The sequence below is a fragment of the Mesorhizobium sp. 1M-11 genome (genome assembly GCF_001303895.1).
In the GTDB taxonomy this organism is placed as follows: domain Bacteria; phylum Pseudomonadota; class Alphaproteobacteria; order Rhizobiales; family Rhizobiaceae; genus Mesorhizobium.
Genome location: NZ_LJSD01000029.1, coordinates 182,911 through 205,037 on the forward strand (window position 1 = coordinate 182,911; position 22,127 = coordinate 205,037).

Below are 22,127 nucleotides of genomic sequence, written 5' to 3' on the forward strand. Positions count from 1 at the left end.
GAACCCAACATGACCGAACCGGCGATGGCCGAAGCCAGCTTGCAAACGCCGGCGCCGCGCCGGCCGGACCTGTGCCCGGTCGAGGACTGGCTGGCCTTCCTCGGTCACCGCTGGAACGCGCTGGTGCTGTGGCATTTGTCCGTGGGCGCCAGGCGGCACGGCGAATTGATAGCCCTTCTGCCCGGCATCACTGCAAAGGTGCTGTCGGAGCGGCTCGATGGCCTGATGCAGCGTGGATTGATTAACCGCCATGCGGTCTCCACCTTCCCGCGCGGCGTCGTCTATGCGCTGTCCGACGGCGGCCGCCAGGTCGTCGCTATTCTCGATCGCTTCGAGACGCTTCCTTCCTCCTTTCGCGAGCCGCGACATTGACCCCGATCGCGTCCGGCAAGCAGGCCAAGGAATTTCCCTGGTGGTTGGCGGTAGCTGCCACCATGGCGATGGTTGCAGCGATTGCGATCGCCACGAGCGACATCTACGCTCAGGTTTTCGCCACGGTCGCGCAAGGGATCGGTATCACCATATTCGTTGCGCTGGTCGCGTTTCTGCTGGCGGCGACGATCGGCCTTGGTATCGCGCTGATGGGGCTGTCTGGCTCGATCTGGCTGCGGCAGGCTGCGCGCTTTTACGTCGAGATCATGCGCGGCATTCCGGTGCTGGTGCTTTTGTTCTGGATCGCCTTTGCCGGCGTACCCGCCTTTGTCGCGGGCTGGAATTTCATTACCCTGCCTCTGCAACAAGCCGGCTACATGGATGCGCTGCTGGTGCGCGAGGTATCGCTGCTGTGGCGCGCCATCATCGCACTCGCCTTCGGCTACTCGCCCTTCATCGCCGAGATTTTCCGCGCCGGCATCCAGTCGGTCGACATCGGCCAGATCGAGGCTGCCAAGGCACTCGGCCTGAATCGTGGACAGCGCTTCCGGCTGATCGTCATGCCGCAGGCGATCAGGGTCATCCTGCCGCCGCTCGGCAACGACTTCATCGCGATCACCAAGGATTCCTCGTTGGTCTCGGTGCTCGGAGTCGCCGACATCACCCAGATGGGCAAGATCTATGCCTCCGGCTCGTTTCGCTTCTTCGAAACCTATTCCATTGTCGCCTACATCTACCTGACCCTCACCGTCAGCCTGTCCTTGGCGCTCAGGGCCCTGGAGCAGCGTATGCGGCGCAGCCAGCGCCTGGGTTGACGTCCTTGGCGCAATTCCAGCAAAAGCGCGTAGCGGTTTGCGTAGGACAGCCTGCAGGGCGTTTCCGCGTTTCCGTGAAAACGGAAACGCTCTTAGGTTGACGCCGATGCCGTTCGCTTCCACGCTGGCCAGAAGGATGGCCGCAGGGAGAGAGACGATGGACACCGACAAGGCACACGCGGCGCTGGATTCCGTCTATGGCGCCGGTTCGCCCGATGCCCTGGATGCGGCCTATGCCGCCTGGGCGGCAAGCTATGACAGTGAAACTGCCTCGCTCGGCTACCTGCTGCCCTTCCTGATTACGGCCTGGGTGACGCGCTATGTTGCGGCTGGCGAGGGTCCATTGCTCGATGCCGGCTGCGGCACCGGCCTAACCGGTCCGCAGATCAAGGCGCTTGGCTATTCCGACCTTGCCGGGCTCGACCTGTCCGACGAAATGCTGCAGGTCGCCGCAGGCAGACAGACCTATGGCGACCTGAAAAAGGCAATGCTCGGTGGTCCACTGCCATGGCCGGACGGGCATTTCCGCGCTTTTTTCTCTACGGGTGTCTTCACCATCGGTCACGCGCCGGCTTCCGGCCTGCACGAACTGGTGCGCATTACGAAAAGCGGCGGCCATGCCATCTTCACCGTGCGCGACCAGGTGTTCGAAGCCGGTGGCTTCCGGGACGTCTTCACCGAGTTGGAGCAGGCCGGCAAATGGCGGCCGCTCGAAGAAAGCCCTTGGTTCCGCTGCTATGCCGTCGCCGAGCCGGACGCGCAGGTGAAGACTTTCGTGTTCGAGGTCCTGTAACGGCAGCGCTCACCACACGGGCCAGCCAGAATGAATTAGGCGTCGGGCGAGAAACGGAAGTGGCCGACCACGCGGAAGGCGAACAGCGTGTCCTCGACCTTGGCGCCGGCACCGATGTTATGGACCACAAGCGGACGCTGGCCGTCAGGCGTCATCCGGCCGGTGACGATGGCAATGTGCGGCAGGTTGCCGGGCAGCCGCTGGGTCACCAGATCACCCGGCCGATAGGCTGCCGGATCGTCGACGACATCGAGCGCCGCGCCCTTTCGCCTGAAGAAGGTTTCCAGATTGGGAACACGTCGGTGATCGATGTTCCGGTCCGGCCGCTTCCGGCCCCATATCGTTGGATAGGCGGAGAACGCCGCACGCATGTCCTCGTTGACCAGCCGCTGCAGGTCGACGTCGAACGCCTTCCGATAAGCGCGCACCACCACATCGGTGCACACGCCACGTTCTGAGGGAACATCACCGCCGGGATAGGCGAGCCGTACATAGGCCGGGTCGTAGATGACGGTCACGCCAACCTGGTCGAGCGCCGCATCGACCAGCCGCGTGGTCCACGGTTGCGATTGAGCTGCGGCCAACGCCGGACGCGGCAGCAACACCGGACAGGCTGCCAGCGCCAGGGATGTCAGGACGGTACGGCGGTTGACCATGGCGGCTCCTCATTGGCCGCTCAAGGCAATCGAGATTTCAGGCTTAATTGCGGCCCTGCGCATCGGCCCGAAAATCGGAATCGATTTTCGGAAAGCACGATGCGCAACTTAAAATTGTTAGAGCGTCCTTTGCGCGTCCGAATGGACGCGCGGCGCTCTAATGCATCGGCCCGAAAATCGGAATCGATTTTCGGAAAGCACGATGCGCAGCTTAAAACTGTTAGAGCGTCCTTTGCGCGTCCGAACGGACGCGCGGCGCTCTAATGCATCGGCCCGAAAATCGGAATCGATTTTCGGAAAGCACGATGCGCAGCTTAAAACTGTTAGAGCGTCCTTTGCGCGTCCGAACGGACGCGCGGCGCTCTAATGCATCGGCCCGAAAATCGGAATCGATTTTCGGAAAGCACGATGCGCAGCTCAAAACTGTTAGAGCGTCCTTTGCGCGTCCGAATGGACGCGCGGCGCTCCAACCGGCGCCAATTGCCGATCCCGCAAAAGATTGGTATGAGCGAGGCGATGGAAGAGCTTTTCGGCGATCCGGCCTACAAGGGCTTCGTGCTGCAGGACAAGAAACGCCTGCCCGCGCGCTTTTTCGCCCGCATTTCCGGCGCGCTGACCAGCCGACTAAGGTGATTTCATCGCCTTAGCTGACGGCCGACTGCGCCTATATTCAGCCGGCGCGTCATCTTCCCTGCTTCATATCGACGGATTTACGCACATGAGCGCACCGCGCACCCTCTACGACAAGATTTTCGACGAACACGTGGTCGATCGCCAGGACGATGGCACCTGCCTGCTGTGGATCGACCGCCACCTCGTGCATGAAGTGACCAGCCCGCAGGCTTTCGAAGGCCTGCGTATGGCCGGCCGCAAGGTTCGCCATCCGGAAAAGACGCTCGCCGTTGTCGACCATAACGTGCCGACCTCGCCGGACCGCGTGAACGGCATCAAGAACGAGGAAAGCCGCATCCAGGTCGAGGCGCTGGCCAAGAACGCTGCCGATTTTGGTGTCGAGTATTATTCCGAGAAGGATCGCCGCCAGGGCATCGTCCACATCATCGGCCCCGAGCAGGGCTTCACCCTGCCGGGCATGACCATCGTCTGCGGCGACAGCCACACCTCCACCCATGGCGCTTTCGGTGCTTTGGCGCATGGCATCGGCACCTCGGAAGTCGAGCACGTGCTCGCCACCCAGACGCTGATCCAGAAGAAGGCCAAGAACATGCTGGTGCGTGTCGACGGCCAGCTGCCGGAAGGCGTCACCGCCAAGGACATCATCCTCGCCATCATCGGCGAGATCGGCACCGCCGGCGGCACCGGCTATGTCATCGAATATGCGGGCGAGGCGATCCGCGCGCTGTCGATGGAAGGCCGTATGACCATCTGCAACATGTCGATCGAGGGCGGTGCCCGTGCCGGCCTGATCGCGCCGGACGAGACCACCTTCGCCTATGTAAAGGACAAGCCGCGCGCGCCGCAGGGCGAAGCCTGGGACATGGCGCTGGACTACTGGAAGACGCTGCACTCGGACGAGGGCGCCCACTACGACAAGGTCGTGGTGCTGGATGCCGGCAAGCTGCCGCCCATCGTCACCTGGGGTTCCTCGCCCGAGGACGTGACCTCGGTGCTCGGCGTCGTGCCAAACCCCGACGAGATCGATGACGAGAACAAGCGCAACTCCAAGAAGCGTGCGCTCGAATATATGGGTCTCGAACCAGGCACCAAGATCACCGACATCAAGCTCGATCGTGTCTTCATCGGCTCCTGCACCAATGGCCGCATCGAGGATCTGCGCGCGGTCGCAGCCGTCGCCAAGGGCAAGAAAGTCGCAGCGACCGTCAACGCCATGATCGTGCCGGGTTCCGGCCTTGTGAAGGAGCAGGCCGAGGCCGAAGGGCTGGACAAGATCTTCATCGAGGCCGGTTTCGACTGGCGCGAGCCGGGCTGCTCGATGTGCCTGGCCATGAACGATGACCGCCTCAAGCCGCATGAGCGCTGCGCCTCGACTTCGAACCGCAATTTCGAGGGTCGTCAGGGCTTCAAGGGCCGCACGCACCTGGTGTCGCCGGCCATGGCCGCCGCCGCCGCGATCGCCGGCCACTTCGTCGACATCCGCGACTGGAACTAATCGCGCTCGACAAGAGTATCTAGAACGCAAAGGCCCCCGGCATAAATATGCCGGGGGCCTTTGTTTTTAAAGGATGTTCTTTGAGAGGGCGAAACGCCGATTTAAGCCCGCGACCACGGGCCGCCGGTCGTCCGGCGCCCTCGCGGAGGGCCAGCCGCCCAGCGGGCGGCGATACGGCCCGTGAGCGCAACCAACGGTCAAAGACCGCAAGCACGACCGTGCGTCGCGCCTCGTGGCGCGCCCCGTCCGGAGCGAGCCGCGAAGCGGCGACAGCGTGAGGACGAAACTAAGCCGCCTTCTTCTTCGGCTGGATCAGGCCGCGCTCGATGAGCAACTCGGCGATCTGCACGGCGTTGAGAGCAGCGCCCTTGCGCAGATTGTCGGAGACGATCCACATATTGAGGGCATTGTCGAGGGTGGAGTCCTCGCGGATGCGGGAGATGTAGGTGGCGTCCTCGCCGGCGGACTCGATCGGCGTGATGTAGCCGCCGTCCTCGCGCTTGTCGATGACCAGGCAACCGGGCGCTTCGCGCAGGATGTCGCGCGCTTCGTCGGCCGTGATCGGCTTCTCGAACTCGACATTGACCGCTTCCGAATGGCCGATGAACACCGGCACGCGCACGCAGGTGGCCGTCAGCTTGATCTTGGGGTCGAGCATCTTCTTGGTCTCGGCCACCATCTTCCACTCTTCCTTGGTGGAGCCGTCTTCCATGAACACGTCGATATGCGGGATGACATTGAAGGCGATGCGCTTGGTGAACTTCTTGGCCTCGACCGGGTCGGCCACGAAGACGGCGCGGGTCTGCGTGAACAGCTCGTCCATGCCTTCCTTGCCGGCACCCGACACCGACTGGTAGGTCGCCACCACGATGCGCTTGATGGTCGCCGCCTCATGCAGCGGCTTCAGCGCAACGACCAGCTGTGCGGTCGAGCAGTTCGGGTTGGCGATGATGTTCTTCTTGGAGAAGCCTTCGATCGCGTCCGGGTTCACTTCCGGGACGATCAGCGGCACGTCCGGATCGTAGCGGAACGCCGACGAATTATCGATGACGACGCAGCCCTGCTTGCCGATCTTGGGCGACCATTCCTTCGAGACGTTGCCGCCGGCCGACATGACGGCGATGTCGGTGTCGGAGAAGTCGTAGCCCTCCAGAGCCTTCACCTTCAGCGTCTTGTCGCCGAAAGACACCTCGGTGCCCTGGCTGCGCCGCGAGGCGAGTGCCACCACTTCGCTGACCGGAAAGCCGCGCTCTTCCAGGATGTTCAGCATTTCGCGGCCCACATTGCCCGTGGCGCCGACTACCGCAACCTTGAAACCCATCGAAAAATTCTCCTGTCGCTCTCCGCTCGCTTTGCTTGGAGAAACCCGCCGGCCACTGCGGGTCTCGCCTCCCTCGGGCCGGACCCGGGGAGAGGGCGAGCAGGCCAAGGGAGATCAGACCGTGGTGACGGTGGTTTTTTTGGCCGTAGTTTTGGTCGAGGACAGGAGCGCACGCTGCCGCCCGCCCGCAACCATGTTGCCATGGCCGGGGAAGTCGAATGCGAAAAGAGCCATGATGAGGCCGCGCATGGAGACGTTCCTGTTCGGAGCGGGCTTTTACGCCGATTGCGTCAAGAGTCAATCGCAGCCAGGGACTGGCGATGAAGTTCGGCCCGCCTGTGGCGGTCAGATCACGTTGAGCTCGCGGAACGGCCTGCCTTCCGCCACGCGGGCATAACCGAGGGCTGAGCAGTCGATGCTGCGGTAGCTGCCATGCATGATCAGCTCGGCCAGCGCCTTGCCGACCGCCGGCGCCTGCTGCAGGCCGTGGCCGGAGAAGCCGTTGGCGAAGATGAAATTCTTCACCTGCGGATGCGGGCCGATCACCGCGTTCTGGTCGAGCGTGTTGTAGTCATAGTGGCCGGCCCAGGCGCGTGTCATCTTGATCGCCTCGAAGGCGGGAATGCGGGTGGCGAGCACCGGCCAGATCGTTTCTTCGAACAACGACCAGTTCGGCTCGAAATCGGCCGGATCGGCGGCAAGCTCACCTTCCTCCGGCTCGGCACCGCCAGTGATGTAGACCGAGCCTTCCGGGCGCACATAAATGCCGCTCGGATCGACCAGAAGCGGTAGGTCTTCGTAGCGCTCGCGCGCCTCGAACACGAACACCGAGCGCTTGCGCGGCTCGACCGGCAGTTCGAGCCCGGCCATGGCCGAAACCTTGCCGGCATTGGGGCCGGCGGCGTTGACGACGATGCCCGCCTGCAGCGTCTCGCCATTGTCGAGCGTCACCGACTGGATCTGATCGCCCTGGCGGGCAATGGCGGTGACGGAAGCGGTGATCAGGTCGACCGACTTGGTGCGCAACGCCTTGCGGAACAGCTGCAGATAGGCATGCGCATCGAACCAGCCCTCGCCGGAACGGCCATAGGCACCGGCGGTGATGCCTTCCGCCGACAACCAGGCGAAACGGCGGGTCAGCGCCTCGGCGTCCTCCAGCACAATATCGGCGCCCTCGGCCACCTGCACGTCGTGGTTGGCCTTCAGGATCGGCAGGCCGTTCTCGCCGGCCAGGATCAGATAGCCGCCTTCGCGGAAGCCGATATCGGCATCCTCGCCGAATTCTTCCTTGAGACGCCGGAACAATTTCAGCGTGAACTGCGACAGGCGGATGTTTTCCGGGATGGAGAACTGCTGGCGGATGGAGGCACAGGACAGCGTCGTTGCGGCGTGGGCGAATTGCGGATCGCGCTCGACCAGCGCGATGGAGCCAGTGAAGCCTTCCTCGCGCAGATAATAGGCAACCGAGGCGCCGACAATGGCCCCGCCGATGATCACGATGTCGTATTGCGCCATAAAGCCTGTTCCGGATTGGATGAGCAAGTAGTGAATAGTGAGTAGTGGGTAGAGGGCCAAACGGTGCCCCAACCGGCACTATTCGCTATTCACTATTTCACTATTCACTCTCTAACCAGCTTCAGCCACCCCACTGCAAGCCCTTGCAAGGGCCAGCTTCGGCAGGCAAGAAGACCAGATGGCTGAAAATCCCTATCGCCCGCGCCGTTCCGTCCTCTACATTCCTGCCGCCAACGAGCGGGCGCTGGCCAAGATCGCGACACTTGCCTGCGATACTGTCATCATCGACCTGGAAGATGCCGTCGCCTCCGGCGAAAAAGCCTCGGCGCGCGACAGGCTCGGCGCGATCTTCGCCAATCGCCCGCACTGCGAAATGGTGGTGCGCATCAACCGCTTCGGAGGCGAAGGCGGCCCGGAGGATCTTACCGCGGCGCTCGCTTGCCAGCCGGACGGCATCCTGCTGCCCAAGATCGACACGCCGCGCGACATCCTGGAGGCCGGCGACGCGCTCGATGAGGCCGACTCATCCGACGAAGTGAAGCTGTGGGCGATGATCGAGACGCCCAAGGCGCTGATCAACATCGCCGCCATCGCCGAGCTCGGCCGCGACCCCGCTTCGCGGCTCGCTTGCCTGGTTGCCGGCACCAACGACCTGATCAAGGAGACCGGCGTTCAGGCCACTGCGGACCGGCGCTATCTGGTGCCGTGGCTGATGCAGATGGTGTTGGCCGCGCGTGCCGGCGGCATCGCCCTGCTCGACGGTGTCTTCAACGATTTCCGCAACTTGGACGGTTTCGCCCGCGAATGCGCCGATTCCGCCGGCATGGGTTTCGACGGCAAGACGCTGATCCATCCGTCGCAGGTCGAGGCTGCCAATGCTGCTTTCACCCCTTCGGATCAGGCTTTGGCGGAGGCCAAGGCCATTGTCACCGCCTTTGCCAAGCCGGAAAACGCCGGCAAGGGTGTCATTGCGCTGGAAGGCAGGATGGTGGAGCGTCTCCACTTGGTCCAGGCTGAGAAATTGCTGGCGAAAGCCGCCAGCATCGGCGCATGATCGAGCAACAGCTTTAAGGACAGGACCATGCGCCTCTTTCGCTTCCTCACCGCCGTCGATGACGCCACCTTCTGCCACAAGGTGACAGCGGCGCTGAACAAGGGCTGGCACCTCTATGGCTCGCCGACCTATGCCTATGACAAAAAGGAAAAGGTCATGCGCTGCGGCCAGGCCGTGGTGAAGGATGTCGACGGCCAGGAATACGTGCCCGGCGAAACCAAATTGAGCGACTGGTAGTAGCCGTCGCCCAGAGCATTTCCGCTTTTCTCCGGATCGCGGAAACGCTCTAACTCTTTGTTTTACGCAATTCCGGACGCAAAACCGCTGCACACTTTTGCTGGAATTGCTCTCAATTCCTATTTGCAAGAGCCTATTCCGCCGACGCCTCGATACGCTCCATATCATCGTCGGAGAGGCCGAAATGATGGCCGATCTCGTGGATGAGCACATGGGTGACGATGTCGCCCAGTGTCTCTTCGTTCTCGGCCCAGTAGTCGAGGATGGCGCGGCGGTAGAGCGTGATGCGGTTCGGCCCTTCGCCGGTCGCTGGATTCCAACGTTCGGCGATGCCGCGCCCCTCGAACAGGCCGAGCAGGTCGAAGGGCGTTTCCAGCGACAGATCGTCCATGATCTCATCGGTCGGAAACTCGGCTACCTGGACGACGATCTCGCCCGTCAGCTTGCGGAACTCCTCCGACAGATGGGCGTAGGCTTCCAGCGCCAGCAACTCAAGCTCATCAAGGGAGGGAGAAAGCTCGTTGTGCCAGGTGCGGGTCTTGTAGATGCGGGCCATTCTTTGTCCTTTGACCCCGGCATATAGGCTGTTGCGGCAAGATCGGCAAATAACGATCCGATCGACGGCATTTTGCCCTGACGGGAGAGGAATAAATTCTCCATGAGTCCGCTTGACTCTCATCTCACCCTCTGGAATCTATAAGAACATAACAGGAACAAATTGACTGGACGCTGACCGACATGGCGATGAACGCCGTGGCGCGAGACACTGTTTTTGCCTTGCGCCGCCAGATCGCGAAGATTGAAGGAACGCTGTCGGAACGCCTCGATGCGCCGGCTGGCAGCGGCCCCGACGCGGACCGCATGCTGGTGCGCCGCAGCGGCGTGGCTGAAAGCCATGGCTTGCTCGTCACCGGCGCGGATCATTTCGACGCTGCCTTGAATGGCGGACTGCCCAAGGCTGCCCTGACCGAACTCCACGGTGCCGAGACCCGCGATGCCGGCACCGTCGCTGGCTTTGCACTGGCTCTCGCCTGTCTGCTGCTGAAAAAAACGGAAACGCCGGCGCCCATTCTGTGGGTCGGCACCACCGAGATCTTTCGGGAAGCTGGTTTTCCTTACGCGCGCGGGCTCGAGGCCGGTTTCGGTATCGCACCCGAAAGCCTGCTTTACGCCGAAGCGCCGAAAACCACCGATGCCCTGTGGATCGCTGAGGAGGGAGCAGGCTTGACCGCGCTTTCCGCCGTCGTGCTGGAACTGCGCGGCAATCCCGAACGGCTCGACCTGACCGCCACGCGCCGACTGCATCGTCGCGCGCAGATGGCGGGGCGGCCGGTCTTCCTGCTGCGGCAGGCAGCGCTTGCCGAGCCGACCGCGGCACCTGTCCGCCTCGTCGTCGCACCGGCACCGGCAACGCCGCGCAACACCATGGCTGGCCCCCTGGACGGCACGATCGGCCGCCCGGGCATCGCCGTCACCATCGGCAAAAGCCGCGCGGCACAGCCTGGACAATTCACACTGGAGTGGAACCCCGATGAACGCACATTCCTGGATCGAAGGCACGCGGGCGCAATCCACCAGCGGCCATGGGACATTCAGAAGCGAGCAAAGGATCATGTCGCTGTGGTTCCCCTATCTTCCAGCGGAACGGATCCTGCGGCAGCGTCACGGCCGGTCCTGGCGTTCCCGTCCCCCCGGCCATCGCCCGCTGGTGATCAACCATCGCGACCGCAACGCCCAGCGCATCGCCGCGCTTGACGAACGGGCAGAGGCGCTGCGCCTGAAACCCGGCATGGGCATTGCCGATGCGCGCGCCATGCATCCGTCGATCGATATTGTCGAAGCCGACCCGCTGGCCGATTTGCGTCTGCTCGACAGCCTCGCCGACTGGTGTGATCGCTACACGCCGCTGGTTGCGCTCGATGGCATCGACGGTCTGTTCCTCGACATCACCGGCTGCACGCATCTGTTCGGCGGTGAACACGCCATGCTGGACGAAATTCTGGCCCGTTTCTTCCACCAGGGATTCGACGTTCGTGCCGGAATCGCCTCGACCGCGGGGGCAGCCTGGGCTGCCGCCAGGTTTCGCGACCGCTGCATTGTCGAATTAGGGGAGGAAGAAGCCCTTCTCGCCCCGCTGCCGCTTGCGGCACTGCGCCTTGAACCGGAAATACGCAGCAGTCTGGAGAGCGTCGGCTTGCGCACGGTTGGCGCTGTTCTGGCAGCACCGCGCGCGCCATTGGTGCGCCGCTTCGGCGTTGCCTTGCTGCTGCGCATCGACCAGGCGCTTGGACGGCAGGATGAAGCCGTCTCGCCGCGATTGCCTGTTGCCCCGCTTTCGGTCGAGCGCCACCTCGCTGAACCCGTCATCCTGATCGATGACATCGAACGTTTGGTGTTTCTGCTTGCAACGGCATTGAAGACCGATCTCGAGCGGCGAGGCGAAGGGGCAAGGGCGGTTGCCCTCCTGCTCTTCCGGGTCGATGGCGTGGTCAGTCGCCTTGTCGTCGGCACGTCGCGGTCTATGCGCGAGCCTCGACTCATCTTGAGATTGTTCCAGGAGAAGCTGACGGCGATCGCCGAGGATTTCGACGCCGGCTACGGCTTCGATCTGGTTCGCCTCGCCATACTGGCGACCGCTCCTTTCGACATGCACCAGGCCGACCTTGCCGATGCGACCGAAGACGGCGAGGAGGACCTTGCACTGTTTGCAGACCGCATTCGTGCGCGCCTCGGCGAAGCTTCCGTACTGAAACCCGTTAACGTTGAAAGCCATCTGCCGGAACGTGCCGTTGCGGTCATTCCCTATTGGCAGGACGCGCCGCAGCGAATTTCGCCGCCGAAGAAGCCGGCCGGGCCCAGGGGACTGCCTTCCGCCGTGCCCTTCCAGCCGGAACGTCCGATCCGGCTGTTTCAGGTGCCTGAACCCGTCGAAGTTCCTGCTTCGGAAATTCCGGATGGCCCTCCGCTGCAATTCCGTTGGCGGCGAGCGCTCCACCGTGTCGCCAAGGTGGAAGGGCCGGAACGCATCGCAGCGGAATGGTGGCGCCAGGAAGAACCGACACGCGACTATTTTCGCATCGAAGACACCGACGGCCGTCGCTACTGGCTTTATCGCCAGGGCTTTTACGACGCTTCGAAACCGCCCCCGCGCTGGTTCATGCATGGAGTGTTTGCATGAGCCTGATTGCCCACCTGCCCTATGCCGAATTCGGGGTGCAGTCGAACTTTTCCTTCCTGCGCGGCGCCTCCCGCCCCGAGGAATTGATGGTTGCCGCGAAGCTCTATGGTTTTTCGGCAATCGGCCTGGCCGACCGCAACACGGTCGCCGGTGTCGTGCGCGCCTGGCAGCAATCGAAGGTCGAAGGCATAGACTATCATCCCGGCTGCCGGCTGGTTTTCGGTGATGGTACTCCCGACATCCTTGCCTATCCGCAGGATCGCGAGGGCTGGGGACATCTGTGCCGCATGCTCACCCAGGCCAATCTGCGCCCCGAAACGGAAAAAGGCGCAACGCTGCTTGAGCGAGCCGATCTGCTCGAATGGGGTGACCGCCTGTCGCTTGCCGTCCTGCCGGATCTCCAAGGTGATGGTGAAGCGCAACTGGCCCTGCTACGGCAGCTGAAAGATCGCTTCGACGGCAATCTATGGCTGGCGGCCGCTCCCGATTATCAGGGCAGCGACCGCTTCCGGCTGGAGCAGGCCGCCGCTCTGGCCGCAGCGGCCAACCTGCCTCTGATGGCGACCAACGATGTTCTCTACCACACACCTGCACGCCGGCCGCTCCAGGATGTGGTCACCGCGATCCGCCTCAATGTACCGGTTGCCGACGCCGGTTTCGAACTGGCGGCAAATGCCGAGCGTCATATGAAACCAGCGGTCGAGATGGCCCGGCTTTTCCGCAGCTATCCGGAAGCGCTGGAGCAGACGCGGCGTTTCGCTAAGACGCTGCGGTTTTCGCTGAACGAGTTGAAACACAACTATCCTGACGAAACCACCGAAGAAGGTGTGGACCCTCAGACGGAGCTGGAACGGCTGACCTGGCGAGGGGCGCATGACCGATACCCAGAAGGCATTCCGGAGAAAGTCGATGAACTGATCCGCCATGAGCTGGCAATCGTCGGGCAGAAGAATTACGCGCGTTATTTCCTCACCGTTCACGACATCATCCGCTACGCCCGTTCGGAAGATGTGGACGTTTTGTGCCAGGGACGCGGCTCGGCCGCCAATTCGGTGATCTGCTATTGCCTCAACATCACCGAGGTGAACCCCGGCCTGATGGATGTGCTTTTCGAACGTTTCATCTCGACCGAACGCGACGAACCACCCGACATCGATGTCGATTTCGAACACGAAAAGCGGGAGAAGATCATTGCTTACATTTACAAGAAATACAGTGAAAAACACACCGCGCTTGCCGCAGCCGTAATCAGCTATCGCGGACGTTCGGCCCTGCGCGAGGTCGCCAAGGCGATGGGACTGTCCGAAGACGTCCGAAGCGCTTTGTCGAGCTCGATCTGGGGCTGGTATTCTTCTGAGCTCGGCGAACGGGAAACTCAAGCTGGCGGCCTCGATCGAACAGAGCCGTTGACCAGGCATGTCCTCGACTTCGCCAATGACATCATGGGTTTCCCGCGCCATCTTACCCAGCATGTCGGCGGCTTCGTCATCACCAAGGACCGACTCGATGAGATCGTCCCCATCGTCAAGACGGCGATGGAAGAGCGCAAGATGGTCGAATGGGACAAGGACGACCTCGATGCGGTCGGCCTGCTGAAGGTCGATGTGTTGGCGCTTGGCATGTTGTCGTGCCTGAAGCGGGCTTTCGACTTGGTTGAAAATCACTATGGCGTTCGAGATCGATATGATCGCAAGCTCGCCTTGGCCACGATCCCTGAAGAAGACCCCCGCGTTTATGATATGATCTGCCGGGCTGATACACTCGGTGTTTTTCAGATCGAATCCCGCGCGCAGATGTCGATGCTACCGCGTCTGCGGCCCAGAAAATTCTACGACCTCGTCATCGAGGTCGCCATTGTGCGCCCTGGTCCGATCCAGGGTGACATGGTTCATCCCTACCTCCGACGCCGACAGGGAAAGGAAAAGATCGAATATCCGAGTGTCGAACTTGAGAAGATTCTGGAACGAACACTCGGTGTACCCCTCTTTCAAGAGCAGGCCATGAAGATCGCTATCGACGCAGGAGGCTTCACGCCGGGCGAGGCCGACCAATTGCGTCGTGCCATGGCGACATTCAAGCGCACCGGAACCATTGGCAATTACCGCGACCGCATGATCAACGGCATGGTCGAGCGCGGCTACCCCAAGGAATTTGCCGAGCGCTGCTTCAAGCAGATCGAAGGCTTCGGCGAATATGGCTTTCCGGAAAGCCATGCCGCATCCTTCGCCTTGCTCGTCTATGCGTCCTGCTGGTTCAAGACCTTCTATCCCGACGTTTTCTGCGCCGCGATCCTCAATTCGCAGCCGATGGGTTTCTACCAGCCTGCCCAGCTGGTGCGGGATGCCCGCGACCACGGCGTCGAGGTCCGCGATGTCGACATCAATGCCTCCGTTTGGGATTGCACGCTCGAAAAGGCCTCTTTCGACCCCGGGCGCATCGTTGCACGCCATGCCGACATGAGGGGTGTCATTCTGACCGATCATGCGGTCCGGCTAGGTTTTCGTCAGATCAAGGGGATATCCGAAGACAGAATGGGCACCTTCGTCGCCCGACGCGGCGACGGTTACGAATCCGTGCGCGATGTCTGGCTGCGCTCCGGCCTCGACGCCGACGAGATCGAGAAGCTGGCCGAAGCCGATGCCTTTCGCTCGCTCGGTATCAGCCGGCGCGATGCCCTGTGGGCGGTGCGCGCGCTCGACGGTCGCAAGGCCGCGGAGCGACTGCCCTTGTTCGATCAGCCAGACATCAGACTTCCCGATCTGGAGCCGGCGACGAAACTGCCGATGATGCGTCCGGGCGAGCACGTCATTCATGATTACCGCTCGCTCGGCCTGTCGCTCAAGTCGCATCCGGTCTCGTTCCTGCGCGAACGGCTGGCCCGCAATGGCGTAACGCCGAATACTCTCTTGCCTTCCGTGCCGGACGGCAGGCGCGTCACTGTTGCCGGCCTTGTTCTGGTGCGCCAGCGGCCCGGCAACGGCAAAGCTATTTTTCTCACTCTGGAAGATGAGAAGACCGTGGCCAATGTCATTTTCTGGGAACGGGTCTTCCAGCGTTTTCGTCCGGTGATCATGGGGGCCCGTTTCGTCCAGGTCACCGGCAAGCTGCAGTGCGAGTCAGGTGTCATCCACATCGTCGCCGACAAGATCGAAGATTTGACACCCTGGCTGTCGTCGCTGCTGGAAGAAGCGCCTCCTGGCTTTGCGAAATCGGCAGATGAGAGGAAACCTCTGACCGGACCCGCTGGCCAAAATCATACCGGCAGGCCCGAGAAGCGGCAGGAACCATCGGAACAGGATTTCCGCGCCCTTGCCGATGATGCGCAACGCGTCATGCCAAAAGGCCGCAACTTCCACTGATCATCAAGGCTTGCCGACACCCTGCCAGCGGGCGTCGGCTATGCTCAACTTTTACCCGGCGCAATCGATCGCGCTTCGGAAGGCAGCATGATCGGGATTCCATCCCGTACCGGATAGGCTAGTTTGGCAAGGCGCGAGACCAGTTCGCCGCGCTCGGCGTCCCAGGTCAGCGGTCCCTTGGTCAGCGGGCACGCCAGAAGCTCCAAAAGCTTCGGATCGACACCGACCTTGTTGCCTTCCCGCTCACCCATTGTCTGCCTTCCAAAACCCTATTGCAGGCCCGAGCCAAAATCCTCGTTCTCACGCGCCAGCGTCATCTCGGTGATCGCGATCAGCGTCTCGGCCCGGCTCTTCAGATCCTGCGCCTCCAGCAGCGCTTGTTTCTCTGCCGGCCCATAGGGCGCCATCATCGACAACGCATTGACCAGTATGGCATTGTCGGCGCGGCTGACGCTTTCCCAATCCGCTTCCAGGTCGTTGGCTTGAAGATAGGCACGAAATGCCTTCAGCAACGCGGTACGGTCGACGGCGGATGCCGATGGATCTTCTTGAAGATCCGCCAGAAAGGGCGCCACGCGGCATTGACGAAACGGCGTGCGCACAGCGAGCTCCTGCGTCACCCTGAAACGGCAGATCCCCTGCAGCGAGACGACATAGCGCCCATCACCCGTCTCCATGAACGAGGTCAGGCGCCCGATACAGCCTATGCCGCTCAACTCCGGCTCGCCATCGTCGCGAAGTGCGCCATCCAGACTTGGCTGGATCATGCCGATCAACCGTGAATCGCCCAGCGCCTCATCTACCATCTGCAGATAGCGTGGCTCGAAGACATTCAAGGGCAGGCGTCCGCCGGGCAGCAGCAGAGCTCCACCCAACGGAAAAACCGCGATCGTGTTGGGCAGATCGGTCTCGAGCCGATATCGGGCGTTTCCCGCTCGCATCCTTTTCTCGTCCCATAAATTTCTTCCGCGAGAAGGACGAACCGGTATCCTCCCCGCGCCGGTCGATCTGGACCTCGGAGCCCTTAAGAAAACAGCAGCGACGACAGCTTGCGACGCGCCGACAAGGTTACCTCATCGGTCAGCCCCCAGGCTTCGAACAACTGCAACAGCTGCGCGCGCGCGCCATCGTCGTTCCAGGCACGATCGGCCTTGACGATCGCCAGCAGGTTGTCGGCGGCCTTCTCACGCTCACCCATGGCGTTCTGGATCATGGCAAGGTCGAAACGAGCCTGATGATCCTTCGGGTTCTCGGCAAGACGCTTCTCAAGTTCCGCGGGATTGCCAAGGTCGGACGCCTGTGCGGCAAGTGCTATCCGCGCCCGCACGGCGCTGACGGCGGGCGCATCGGCCTTGCCTTCAGGCACTTGTGCCAGCACGGCTTCCGCGCCGGCGGTATCGCCGCCATCGAACAGGATTTCGGCAAGACCAGCGATGGCCTCAACCGTATCCGGCGCCTGCTCCAGGATTGACTGATAGATATCGGCAGCGGTTTGGACATCGCCTGCCTCGCGAGCCTCGTTGGCGGCAGCCAGAGCCTCGGCGAGCTGCGGCTTGCCTCCACCCTTGCCGCCCACACGTTCGATGAACTCGCGGATCTGGCTTTCGGGAACGGCGCCCATGAAACCGTCGACCGGTTGCCCGTCCTTGAAGGCGATCACGGCCGGAATGGACTGGATGCCGAGCTGCCCTGCGATCGAGGGATGTTCATCGATGTTCATCTTGACGAGCTTCACCGTGCCGCCGGCGGCATTGACTGCCTTTTCCAGCAGCGGCGTCAGCTGTTTGCACGGTCCGCACCATGGCGCCCAGAAATCCACCAATACCGGCTGGCGTCGCGATTCCTGGATGACGTCGGCGGTGAACGTCGCCGTGGTCGCGTCTTTGATCAAGCCGGCCGCCGTGCCATTTGCCGGTGCAGCTCCACCATTTTGCCCGCCATACTGCACGGTTGTCGTATACGCGTTGCCCGTGCCGCCGAACGGATTTTGGTCACTCATCGTCTTGTCCTTTCGGGTCGCCACGCAAAAACGGCGACCCTGTTCTGCAGGGGCTGGTTTGCCACAAATGTGGCGATCATGCCGAGACTTTCAAGATAACAGGCTCATGGCCGGTTGCCTCGATGAATCTGATCAGGTCGCGGGAAGCGATCGACGTGGTCGCTTCATTGGTCAAGGGATGGGCGTTGATGACCGCATTTTCCATCAACGGCGCGTCCAGCACGATCTTGACCCGGTTGTCGCTATCGTTGATCAGCCCGAAAACGGTCACGGCACCCGGAACGACGCCGAGCAGTTCCAACAATTTCTCAGGCTTGCCAAATGAAACCCGGCTGGTGGCGCCGATCAGATGATGAATTTGTTTGAGATCGACTTCCGCTTCTTCATCCACGGTCACCAGGAAGAAATTGTCCTTCTTGTCCTTGAGGAACAAGTTCTTCGTGTGCCCGCCGTCGATTTCGCCGCGCAGCGCCTGCGAGTCGGCGACGGTGAAGAGCGGCGCATGTCGACGCGTCGAAATCTCGATGCCCAGTCCAGCCAGGAAAGCGAAAAGCTCGTCTTCTGTCTTGGCCATGAAGCTCCATCCTGTTGCCGCGCTTGCGTCCGACGTGACCTCTCATGGGCCACATGAATGCGTGTCCTCTTGACCCATAGAGCAGAGAGAGCCTGCAAGCCAAGGCGTTTTGGTCACTTTTGCCAACGATGAAAAAAGCGCATTTTTCCCTGTTGCATTCGGCGCGGTCTTCGGCCATATAGGCCCGGCTTGCGGCCCAAGGCCGTGTGAGCGGGTGTAGCTCAGGGGTAGAGCACAACCTTGCCAAGGTTGGGGTCGAGCGTTCGAATCGCTTCACCCGCTCCAGTTTTCCTCAGGAAAACCAAGCACGTGAAAAAGGCGCCCTAGGGCGCCTTTTTGCTTCCCCGACCTCCTTTTCCCCTACAGGGAAGCACGGGAGGGTCTGTTGCAGCGCAACATGCCGTAGTTCCTGCCCCATCAACTCTCCAGCAAGGCCAAACCCTTTGACCTCGCCGGAGACAAATTCATCATGGGCAGGCGAGATATCTGGCGTGTCTCTGAACGGAACCTCTTCTTGGTGCAAACAACACGAGGCCGTAACGTTGGCGTAATTCCGCCCGTGCAAACAACCCGCAGAACTCTCAGCCCCAACACCATGAAACTCCTGCTCATCGAAGACGATCCGGAAATGGCCGACGCTCTCAGGGCAGCACTCTCGCAACACGGCATCGTCCTCGACATTGTCGCCGATCTGGCGACGGCTCGCGAGGCGATCGCCTTGGCAGACTACGACATTCTGCTGATGGATCGGCAGCTGCCGGACGGGGACGGCAGCGCCCTTCTCGCCGATATGCGGGCATCAGGCAAACCCACGCGCTCGATCATCGTCTCGGCCTTGGGGTCGACCGCCGACCGGATTTTGGGGCTCAACCTGGGTGCGGACGACTATCTTCCCAAGCCGTTCGAGATCGATGAATTGCTTGCTAGAATGAGCGCAGTTCTCAGGCGTTCTCCAATATCCGGCGCGCCGACGCTCGTGGCGGGGAATGTCGCCTATGACCGGACCTCGCGCGACGTCCATGTAAACGGTGTCAGGCTCGTTCTGGCTAGGCGCGAGCTTCTGATCCTCGAAACGCTTTTGCGCAATCGCGGGCACACCGTCCTGCGGTCCTTGCTCGAAGACAATGTTTATTCGTTCGACGACGAGATCCAGTCGAATTCCCTGGAAGCCAACGTGTCGCGGCTGCGCCGCAAACTTGGGGAGGCGGGGGCCAACATCGTCATCAAGAACATTCGCGGCATTGGCTATTTCCTTCGTGAACCGGAATAAAATGAAGAGCACGTCCCTTCGCTGGCGTTTCACGCTCGGCTTCATCACCCTTCAGCTATGTGCCGTCGTTGCCTCCCTGGCGCTCGTCTTGTACATCGCATCCAGCATCAAGACCGACGGTGCGATCACATCGATCTGGCTGTCTCAGGAAGTCGCCGATTCCGTTCATCTCGGCGCGGATGGGAAACCAGGCCTTTCTCCGACGCCCAGCCTAACAAAGATGATGAGAGAATCGCCGAGCCTGTGGTTCGTCGTGACTCTGCCCAACGGCGATACTTTGTCTCACGGCGACATGCCCACAGACATGGCCGCAAGCGCGGACGCGCTGCGTACCTTCCGCAGCACCGAACTGCATGGCTACGTCAACGATCCGACAAGCGTGGCGCGACTTGAACGCCTGGACACTGAAGCTGGTGAGGCCACCATTTTCGCAGGCGGGGTTTCCATGTCTCAGTATGGAGTGACGGTTATGCTCGGGAACATCGCAATCGGTGTGCCTGCGCTTATCCTCGCCGCGATCACCCTGATTGGTGTTCCTTTGGTCACCCGGTGGGCGCTTCGTTCCTTCAACGATCTCACCGCGCGGCTCGACAAGATCGATTTCAACGCTCGTGGTGGTATCGTTGAGGAGAAGGGGTTGCCCGGCGAGGTGCTGCGCGTCGTCGACGGCATCAACATGGCGCTGCAGCGTCTCGACAGCGGATTCGAAAAGACGGAACGCTTCTTCGTCAACGCGGCGCACGAGCTGCGCACGCCGATCGCGATCCTTCAGGTGCGCATCGATACGATTCCGCCGGGCGCGGAAAAATCCTCTCTGCAGAGTGGCATCAAGCGGCTGACGGCGATTGCCAATCAATTGCTCGACATCGAGGCGTATCGGCAGAAACCGTCCCGTAAAATCCAGGTGGACCTAAATGGTGCGGCGTCCAAAGTGGTAGCCGATCTCGCGCCCTTCGCCATCGCAGATGGTTACGAGATCTCGTTCGACAGCAAGGCGGATCAGGCTTTCGTCATTGGCGATCCCGAAGCTCTCGAGCGCGCCTTCGCCAATCTGGTGCGCAATGCCGTCCAGTATGGCGGAAAGGCAGGTGAAATCTGCGTGGAGGTCGAGGACGACGGAAGCGTTCTGGTGTCGGATCAGGGCTCTGGCATTCCCGGCGACAAACACGCACGCATCTTCGAACCGTTTTACCGGGTGAGCCCGCATGGCGCCGGTGCCGGCCTCGGTCTGAGCATGGTGGACGAAATCGTGACCCGTCATGGGGGTTACGTCGAACTCGTATCGTCGCCAGGCGCAGGCAGCACTTTCGCCGTTCGGTGGCGCGAGGGGCGCGTATCCCTCACAGGACAAAAAGCTTCACCGTCCTGAGGGTGCAGCCGGAGCGCGAAATTCACTGAAAACGAAAGGGCCAGACGAGTTCCAGCACGTCTGGCCCTTATGCTCTGCAGCGCTGCGTCAGCGACAGCGCCCGTACCGGTCACGATAATAGCAGCGATCGCCGCGATCCCATCGGTCGCGCCGGTTCCGCTCGTTGCGTTCGCTGATATTGCCGACCACCGCGCCACCCACACCGCCGGCAGCCGCACCCACTGCCGCACCTTCCCATGACCCACTCGCCAGCCCGCCGATGATTGCGCCGCTCGCCGCGCCGATGCCGGCCCCTTTTTCGGTCTGGCTGCACGCAGTCAACGTGAGGCAAACCAGCACACCTACGATTGCTTTCTTCATTGTCGTGTCCTTCGTCCATTGACCTTCCGGCACGCGTTCACCCGTCGGAACACTGGTCCGTCAGAAGGCCTATGGCCGGCCACAGTTACGCAGAGATTACGGCAAGCTGTGCGGTCACGCAGGCAGATTCCGCAAAGATCAGCCATAAGTGCATGACTGCCGGGACCTGTAATGTTCCGGTAATTCAACCCGTCTACGGCCGGTGAAAGCAGTTTTGGGGCGCCACCTACTATTGAAACGATGATCGACATCACGGAATGACCAGAATCAAAACCCGTATCAACTGGTCGCTCTTTAGGCGGCCTGGATGGCCGGAAGTGGCGGTCGCGCTGATCACCTATGTGCTGTTTCTGGGGATAGTCTCTGTCGTGATACTGAGGATGCCCGACGAGCAGGCCGTCCTACGTGGCAACTTCGGCATGGCCGGCAACGGTATCGCAGGCGTTGCCGCTCTTGCCGCTGCGTGCTCCCTGCGCATCCGCGATCTTGGCGTCTTCGGCTTCCGCGCTATTCCATGGCGATGGTGGCTGGCCGGGGCCGCTATCGGGATAGCCGCTTATGGTGTCAGTCGCGTCATGGAGAGCGTCTATTTCCTGTTCGTCACCGAAGCGAACACCCAGGCCGACTTCCAGGCTGGCGCCACGGGCGGAGCTTGGTCCCTGCTCATCTTGCTGTTTACCGGTGCTGTTCTTACACCACTCGGCGAGGAAGCAGTGTTCCGCGGCGTCATTGCCAATTCATTGAATCGCTATGGAGCGTGGGTTGGTGTCGTCGGCAGCGCCCTGATTTTTGCCGCTATGCATGGACCGAGCGTCATTTTTCTCAACGCGCTCCTGGTCGGCATCCTGGCTGCTATCCTGTTCCGCAAGACGGCGTCGATCTGGCCCGGTCTTCTTGTGCACGTAGTATTCAATGGATTGTGGCTCGTTACCTACGCGCTGGCCTGACGGTCTGGCCCGTGATGCATCGCGGGACGCGCGATGTGATCAGCTCGCAGGCCCACGTAGCAGCAACGGCCGCGCCGTCAGCGAAAAAGGCGCCCTCAGGGGCGCTTTTTTTGCTCTTCCGACCACCTTTGCCTGAGAGATGTGCGAAAAAGCTTATCGCACCGTACCCCTGCCAATCGA

At 61.6% G+C, this 22,127-nt stretch carries 23 protein-coding genes and 1 tRNA gene; 14 read left to right on the plus strand and 10 right to left on the minus strand.

Translation table 11 applies throughout. The annotated features are described in order from the left end of the window. Nucleotides 1-9: 9 nt before the first annotated feature. From AO692_RS12805 to AO692_RS12815, 3 genes are all read left to right on the plus strand, one after another. On the plus strand, nt 10-372 hold the full coding sequence (locus tag AO692_RS12805; RefSeq protein ID WP_054310435.1) for a helix-turn-helix domain-containing protein: 363 nt from the start codon (nt 10-12) through the stop codon (nt 370-372). Then, on the plus strand, nt 369-1,187 hold the full coding sequence (locus AO692_RS12810; protein ID WP_054310436.1) for an amino acid ABC transporter permease: 819 nt from the start codon (nt 369-371) through the stop codon (nt 1,185-1,187). Before AO692_RS12805 ends, AO692_RS12810 begins: the two co-directional genes overlap by 4 nt. Before the next feature lie 157 nt (nt 1,188-1,344). After that, entirely contained in the window at nt 1,345-1,980 is a 636-nt protein-coding gene (locus AO692_RS12815; RefSeq protein WP_054310437.1) for a class I SAM-dependent methyltransferase, read from the plus strand. A 35-nt stretch (nt 1,981-2,015) separates the two neighbouring features. Here AO692_RS12815 and AO692_RS12820 read toward each other — a convergent pair whose 3' ends face one another. Continuing rightward, entirely contained in the window at nt 2,016-2,636 is a 621-nt protein-coding gene (locus AO692_RS12820) for a DUF1287 domain-containing protein (protein ID WP_054310438.1), read from the minus strand. 366 nt (nt 2,637-3,002) lie between these two features. On the opposite strand from AO692_RS12820, the gene AO692_RS33295 reads away from it, so the two are divergent. Continuing rightward, the gene (locus AO692_RS33295) at nt 3,003-3,269 is read left to right on the plus strand and encodes a hypothetical protein (protein WP_162531847.1); all 267 of its coding nucleotides are present in this window, start codon (nt 3,003-3,005) and stop codon (nt 3,267-3,269) included. Nucleotides 3,270-3,354: 85 nt separating this feature from the next. Continuing rightward, nucleotides 3,355-4,764 (plus strand): 3-isopropylmalate dehydratase large subunit, encoded by a 1,410-nt coding sequence (leuC, locus tag AO692_RS12830; RefSeq protein ID WP_054310440.1) that lies wholly within the window; start codon nt 3,355-3,357, stop codon nt 4,762-4,764. A 286-nt stretch (nt 4,765-5,050) separates the two neighbouring features. Here the strand turns inward: leuC and AO692_RS12835 are convergent, their stop codons facing one another. The 3 genes from AO692_RS12835 to AO692_RS12840 form a co-directional block, all read right to left on the minus strand. Beyond that, a complete protein-coding gene (locus AO692_RS12835; protein WP_054310441.1) occupies nt 5,051-6,085 on the minus strand; it encodes an aspartate-semialdehyde dehydrogenase in 1,035 nt (344 codons plus the stop codon). 114 nt (nt 6,086-6,199) lie between these two features. After that, nucleotides 6,200-6,334 carry a hypothetical protein gene (locus AO692_RS33870; RefSeq protein WP_280138609.1) on the minus strand — a complete coding sequence of 45 codons (135 nt, stop codon included), beginning with the start codon at nt 6,332-6,334 and terminating at the stop codon, nt 6,200-6,202. A 96-nt stretch (nt 6,335-6,430) separates the two neighbouring features. Next, nucleotides 6,431-7,600, minus strand: a complete 1,170-nt coding sequence (locus AO692_RS12840; RefSeq protein WP_054310442.1) for an FAD-binding oxidoreductase — start codon at nt 7,598-7,600, stop codon at nt 6,431-6,433. 178 nt (nt 7,601-7,778) lie between these two features. Here AO692_RS12840 and AO692_RS12845 point away from each other — a divergent pair, with 178 nt between their 5' ends. Beyond that, nucleotides 7,779-8,654, plus strand: coding sequence for a CoA ester lyase (locus tag AO692_RS12845; RefSeq protein ID WP_054310443.1), 876 nt, complete (start codon nt 7,779-7,781; stop codon nt 8,652-8,654). Between the two features lie 27 nt (nt 8,655-8,681). Next, nucleotides 8,682-8,891, plus strand: coding sequence for a DUF1737 domain-containing protein (locus AO692_RS12850; RefSeq protein ID WP_054310444.1), 210 nt, complete (start codon nt 8,682-8,684; stop codon nt 8,889-8,891). Between the two features lie 133 nt (nt 8,892-9,024). On the opposite strand, the gene AO692_RS12855 is transcribed toward AO692_RS12850, so the two are convergent. Then, the gene (locus tag AO692_RS12855; RefSeq protein WP_054310445.1) at nt 9,025-9,447 is read right to left on the minus strand and encodes a metallopeptidase family protein; all 423 of its coding nucleotides are present in this window, start codon (nt 9,445-9,447) and stop codon (nt 9,025-9,027) included. A 182-nt stretch (nt 9,448-9,629) separates the two neighbouring features. On the opposite strand from AO692_RS12855, the gene AO692_RS33675 reads away from it, so the two are divergent. Genes AO692_RS33675 through AO692_RS12870 form a run of 3 tightly spaced genes read left to right on the plus strand, consistent with a single transcriptional unit; the run spans nt 9,630 to nt 15,428 of the window. Then, complete coding sequence (locus tag AO692_RS33675; RefSeq protein WP_054310446.1) at nt 9,630-10,646, plus strand: hypothetical protein; 1,017 nt, start codon at nt 9,630-9,632, stop codon at nt 10,644-10,646. After that, entirely contained in the window at nt 10,600-12,069 is a 1,470-nt protein-coding gene (locus tag AO692_RS12865) for a DNA polymerase Y family protein (RefSeq protein ID WP_054310447.1), read from the plus strand. The genes AO692_RS33675 and AO692_RS12865 overlap by 47 nt, the downstream gene beginning before the upstream one ends. Then, nucleotides 12,066-15,428 carry an error-prone DNA polymerase gene (locus AO692_RS12870; protein ID WP_054310448.1) on the plus strand — a complete coding sequence of 1,121 codons (3,363 nt, stop codon included), beginning with the start codon at nt 12,066-12,068 and terminating at the stop codon, nt 15,426-15,428. The genes AO692_RS12865 and AO692_RS12870 overlap by 4 nt, the downstream gene beginning before the upstream one ends. A gap of 44 nt (nt 15,429-15,472) precedes the next feature. On the opposite strand, the gene AO692_RS12875 is transcribed toward AO692_RS12870, so the two are convergent. The 4 genes from AO692_RS12875 to AO692_RS12890 form a co-directional block, all read right to left on the minus strand. Then, the gene (locus AO692_RS12875) at nt 15,473-15,679 is read right to left on the minus strand and encodes a Trm112 family protein (protein WP_054310449.1); all 207 of its coding nucleotides are present in this window, start codon (nt 15,677-15,679) and stop codon (nt 15,473-15,475) included. 18 nt (nt 15,680-15,697) lie between these two features. After that, entirely contained in the window at nt 15,698-16,369 is a 672-nt protein-coding gene (locus AO692_RS12880; RefSeq protein ID WP_054310450.1) for an LON peptidase substrate-binding domain-containing protein, read from the minus strand. Between the two features lie 83 nt (nt 16,370-16,452). After that, nucleotides 16,453-17,427 (minus strand): thioredoxin, encoded by a 975-nt coding sequence (trxA, locus tag AO692_RS12885; RefSeq protein WP_054310451.1) that lies wholly within the window; start codon nt 17,425-17,427, stop codon nt 16,453-16,455. Nucleotides 17,428-17,503: 76 nt separating this feature from the next. Further along, nucleotides 17,504-18,001 (minus strand): prolyl-tRNA synthetase associated domain-containing protein, encoded by a 498-nt coding sequence (locus AO692_RS12890; protein WP_054310452.1) that lies wholly within the window; start codon nt 17,999-18,001, stop codon nt 17,504-17,506. Between the two features lie 210 nt (nt 18,002-18,211). On the opposite strand from AO692_RS12890, the gene AO692_RS12895 reads away from it, so the two are divergent. The 3 genes from AO692_RS12895 (at nt 18,212) to AO692_RS12905 (ending at nt 20,640) form a co-directional block, all read left to right on the plus strand. Further along, a tRNA-Gly gene (locus AO692_RS12895) sits at nt 18,212-18,286 on the plus strand. 310 nt (nt 18,287-18,596) lie between these two features. Further along, a complete protein-coding gene (locus tag AO692_RS12900; RefSeq protein WP_054310453.1) occupies nt 18,597-19,271 on the plus strand; it encodes a response regulator transcription factor in 675 nt (224 codons plus the stop codon). A gap of 1 nt (nt 19,272) precedes the next feature. Continuing rightward, nucleotides 19,273-20,640: a HAMP domain-containing sensor histidine kinase gene (locus AO692_RS12905; RefSeq protein WP_054310454.1), complete on the plus strand. Its 1,368-nt coding sequence runs from the start codon at nt 19,273-19,275 to the stop codon at nt 20,638-20,640. 87 nt (nt 20,641-20,727) lie between these two features. Here AO692_RS12905 and AO692_RS12910 read toward each other — a convergent pair whose 3' ends face one another. Beyond that, on the minus strand, nt 20,728-21,000 hold the full coding sequence (locus tag AO692_RS12910) for a YMGG-like glycine zipper-containing protein (protein WP_054310455.1): 273 nt from the start codon (nt 20,998-21,000) through the stop codon (nt 20,728-20,730). Between the two features lie 317 nt (nt 21,001-21,317). Between AO692_RS12910 and AO692_RS12915 the strand changes: the two genes are divergently transcribed. After that, nucleotides 21,318-21,947, plus strand: coding sequence for a type II CAAX endopeptidase family protein (locus AO692_RS12915; protein WP_210168298.1), 630 nt, complete (start codon nt 21,318-21,320; stop codon nt 21,945-21,947). The last annotated feature ends 180 nt before the right edge of the window (nt 21,948-22,127 follow it).

Bases quoted from the DNA above. Each gene is read 5' to 3' on its own strand.
- AO692_RS12855 (WP_054310445.1), bottom strand. From the start codon at position 9,447: ATGGCCCGCATCTACAAGACCCGCACCTGGCACAACGAGCTTTCTCCC.
- AO692_RS12845 (WP_054310443.1), top strand. From the start codon at position 7,779: ATGGCTGAAAATCCCTATCGCCCGCGCCGTTCCGTCCTCTACATTCCT.
- AO692_RS12890 (WP_054310452.1), bottom strand. From the start codon at position 18,001: ATGGCCAAGACAGAAGACGAGCTTTTCGCTTTCCTGGCTGGACTGGGC.
- AO692_RS12880 (WP_054310450.1), bottom strand. From the start codon at position 16,369: ATGCGAGCGGGAAACGCCCGATATCGGCTCGAGACCGATCTGCCCAAC.
- AO692_RS12805 (WP_054310435.1), top strand. From the start codon at position 10: ATGACCGAACCGGCGATGGCCGAAGCCAGCTTGCAAACGCCGGCGCCG.
- AO692_RS12905 (WP_054310454.1), top strand. From the start codon at position 19,273: ATGAAGAGCACGTCCCTTCGCTGGCGTTTCACGCTCGGCTTCATCACC.
- AO692_RS12900 (WP_054310453.1), top strand. From the start codon at position 18,597: ATGAAACTCCTGCTCATCGAAGACGATCCGGAAATGGCCGACGCTCTC.
- AO692_RS33295 (WP_162531847.1), top strand. From the start codon at position 3,003: ATGCATCGGCCCGAAAATCGGAATCGATTTTCGGAAAGCACGATGCGC.
- AO692_RS12850 (WP_054310444.1), top strand. From the start codon at position 8,682: ATGCGCCTCTTTCGCTTCCTCACCGCCGTCGATGACGCCACCTTCTGC.
- AO692_RS12815 (WP_054310437.1), top strand. From the start codon at position 1,345: ATGGACACCGACAAGGCACACGCGGCGCTGGATTCCGTCTATGGCGCC.
- AO692_RS12835 (WP_054310441.1), bottom strand. From the start codon at position 6,085: ATGGGTTTCAAGGTTGCGGTAGTCGGCGCCACGGGCAATGTGGGCCGC.
- AO692_RS12910 (WP_054310455.1), bottom strand. From the start codon at position 21,000: ATGAAGAAAGCAATCGTAGGTGTGCTGGTTTGCCTCACGTTGACTGCG.
- AO692_RS33675 (WP_054310446.1), top strand. From the start codon at position 9,630: ATGGCGATGAACGCCGTGGCGCGAGACACTGTTTTTGCCTTGCGCCGC.
- AO692_RS12875 (WP_054310449.1), bottom strand. From the start codon at position 15,679: ATGGGTGAGCGGGAAGGCAACAAGGTCGGTGTCGATCCGAAGCTTTTG.
- AO692_RS12870 (WP_054310448.1), top strand. From the start codon at position 12,066: ATGAGCCTGATTGCCCACCTGCCCTATGCCGAATTCGGGGTGCAGTCG.
- AO692_RS33870 (WP_280138609.1), bottom strand. From the start codon at position 6,334: ATGCGCGGCCTCATCATGGCTCTTTTCGCATTCGACTTCCCCGGCCAT.
- AO692_RS12840 (WP_054310442.1), bottom strand. From the start codon at position 7,600: ATGGCGCAATACGACATCGTGATCATCGGCGGGGCCATTGTCGGCGCC.
- AO692_RS12820 (WP_054310438.1), bottom strand. From the start codon at position 2,636: ATGGTCAACCGCCGTACCGTCCTGACATCCCTGGCGCTGGCAGCCTGT.
- trxA (WP_054310451.1), bottom strand. From the start codon at position 17,427: ATGAGTGACCAAAATCCGTTCGGCGGCACGGGCAACGCGTATACGACA.
- leuC (WP_054310440.1), top strand. From the start codon at position 3,355: ATGAGCGCACCGCGCACCCTCTACGACAAGATTTTCGACGAACACGTG.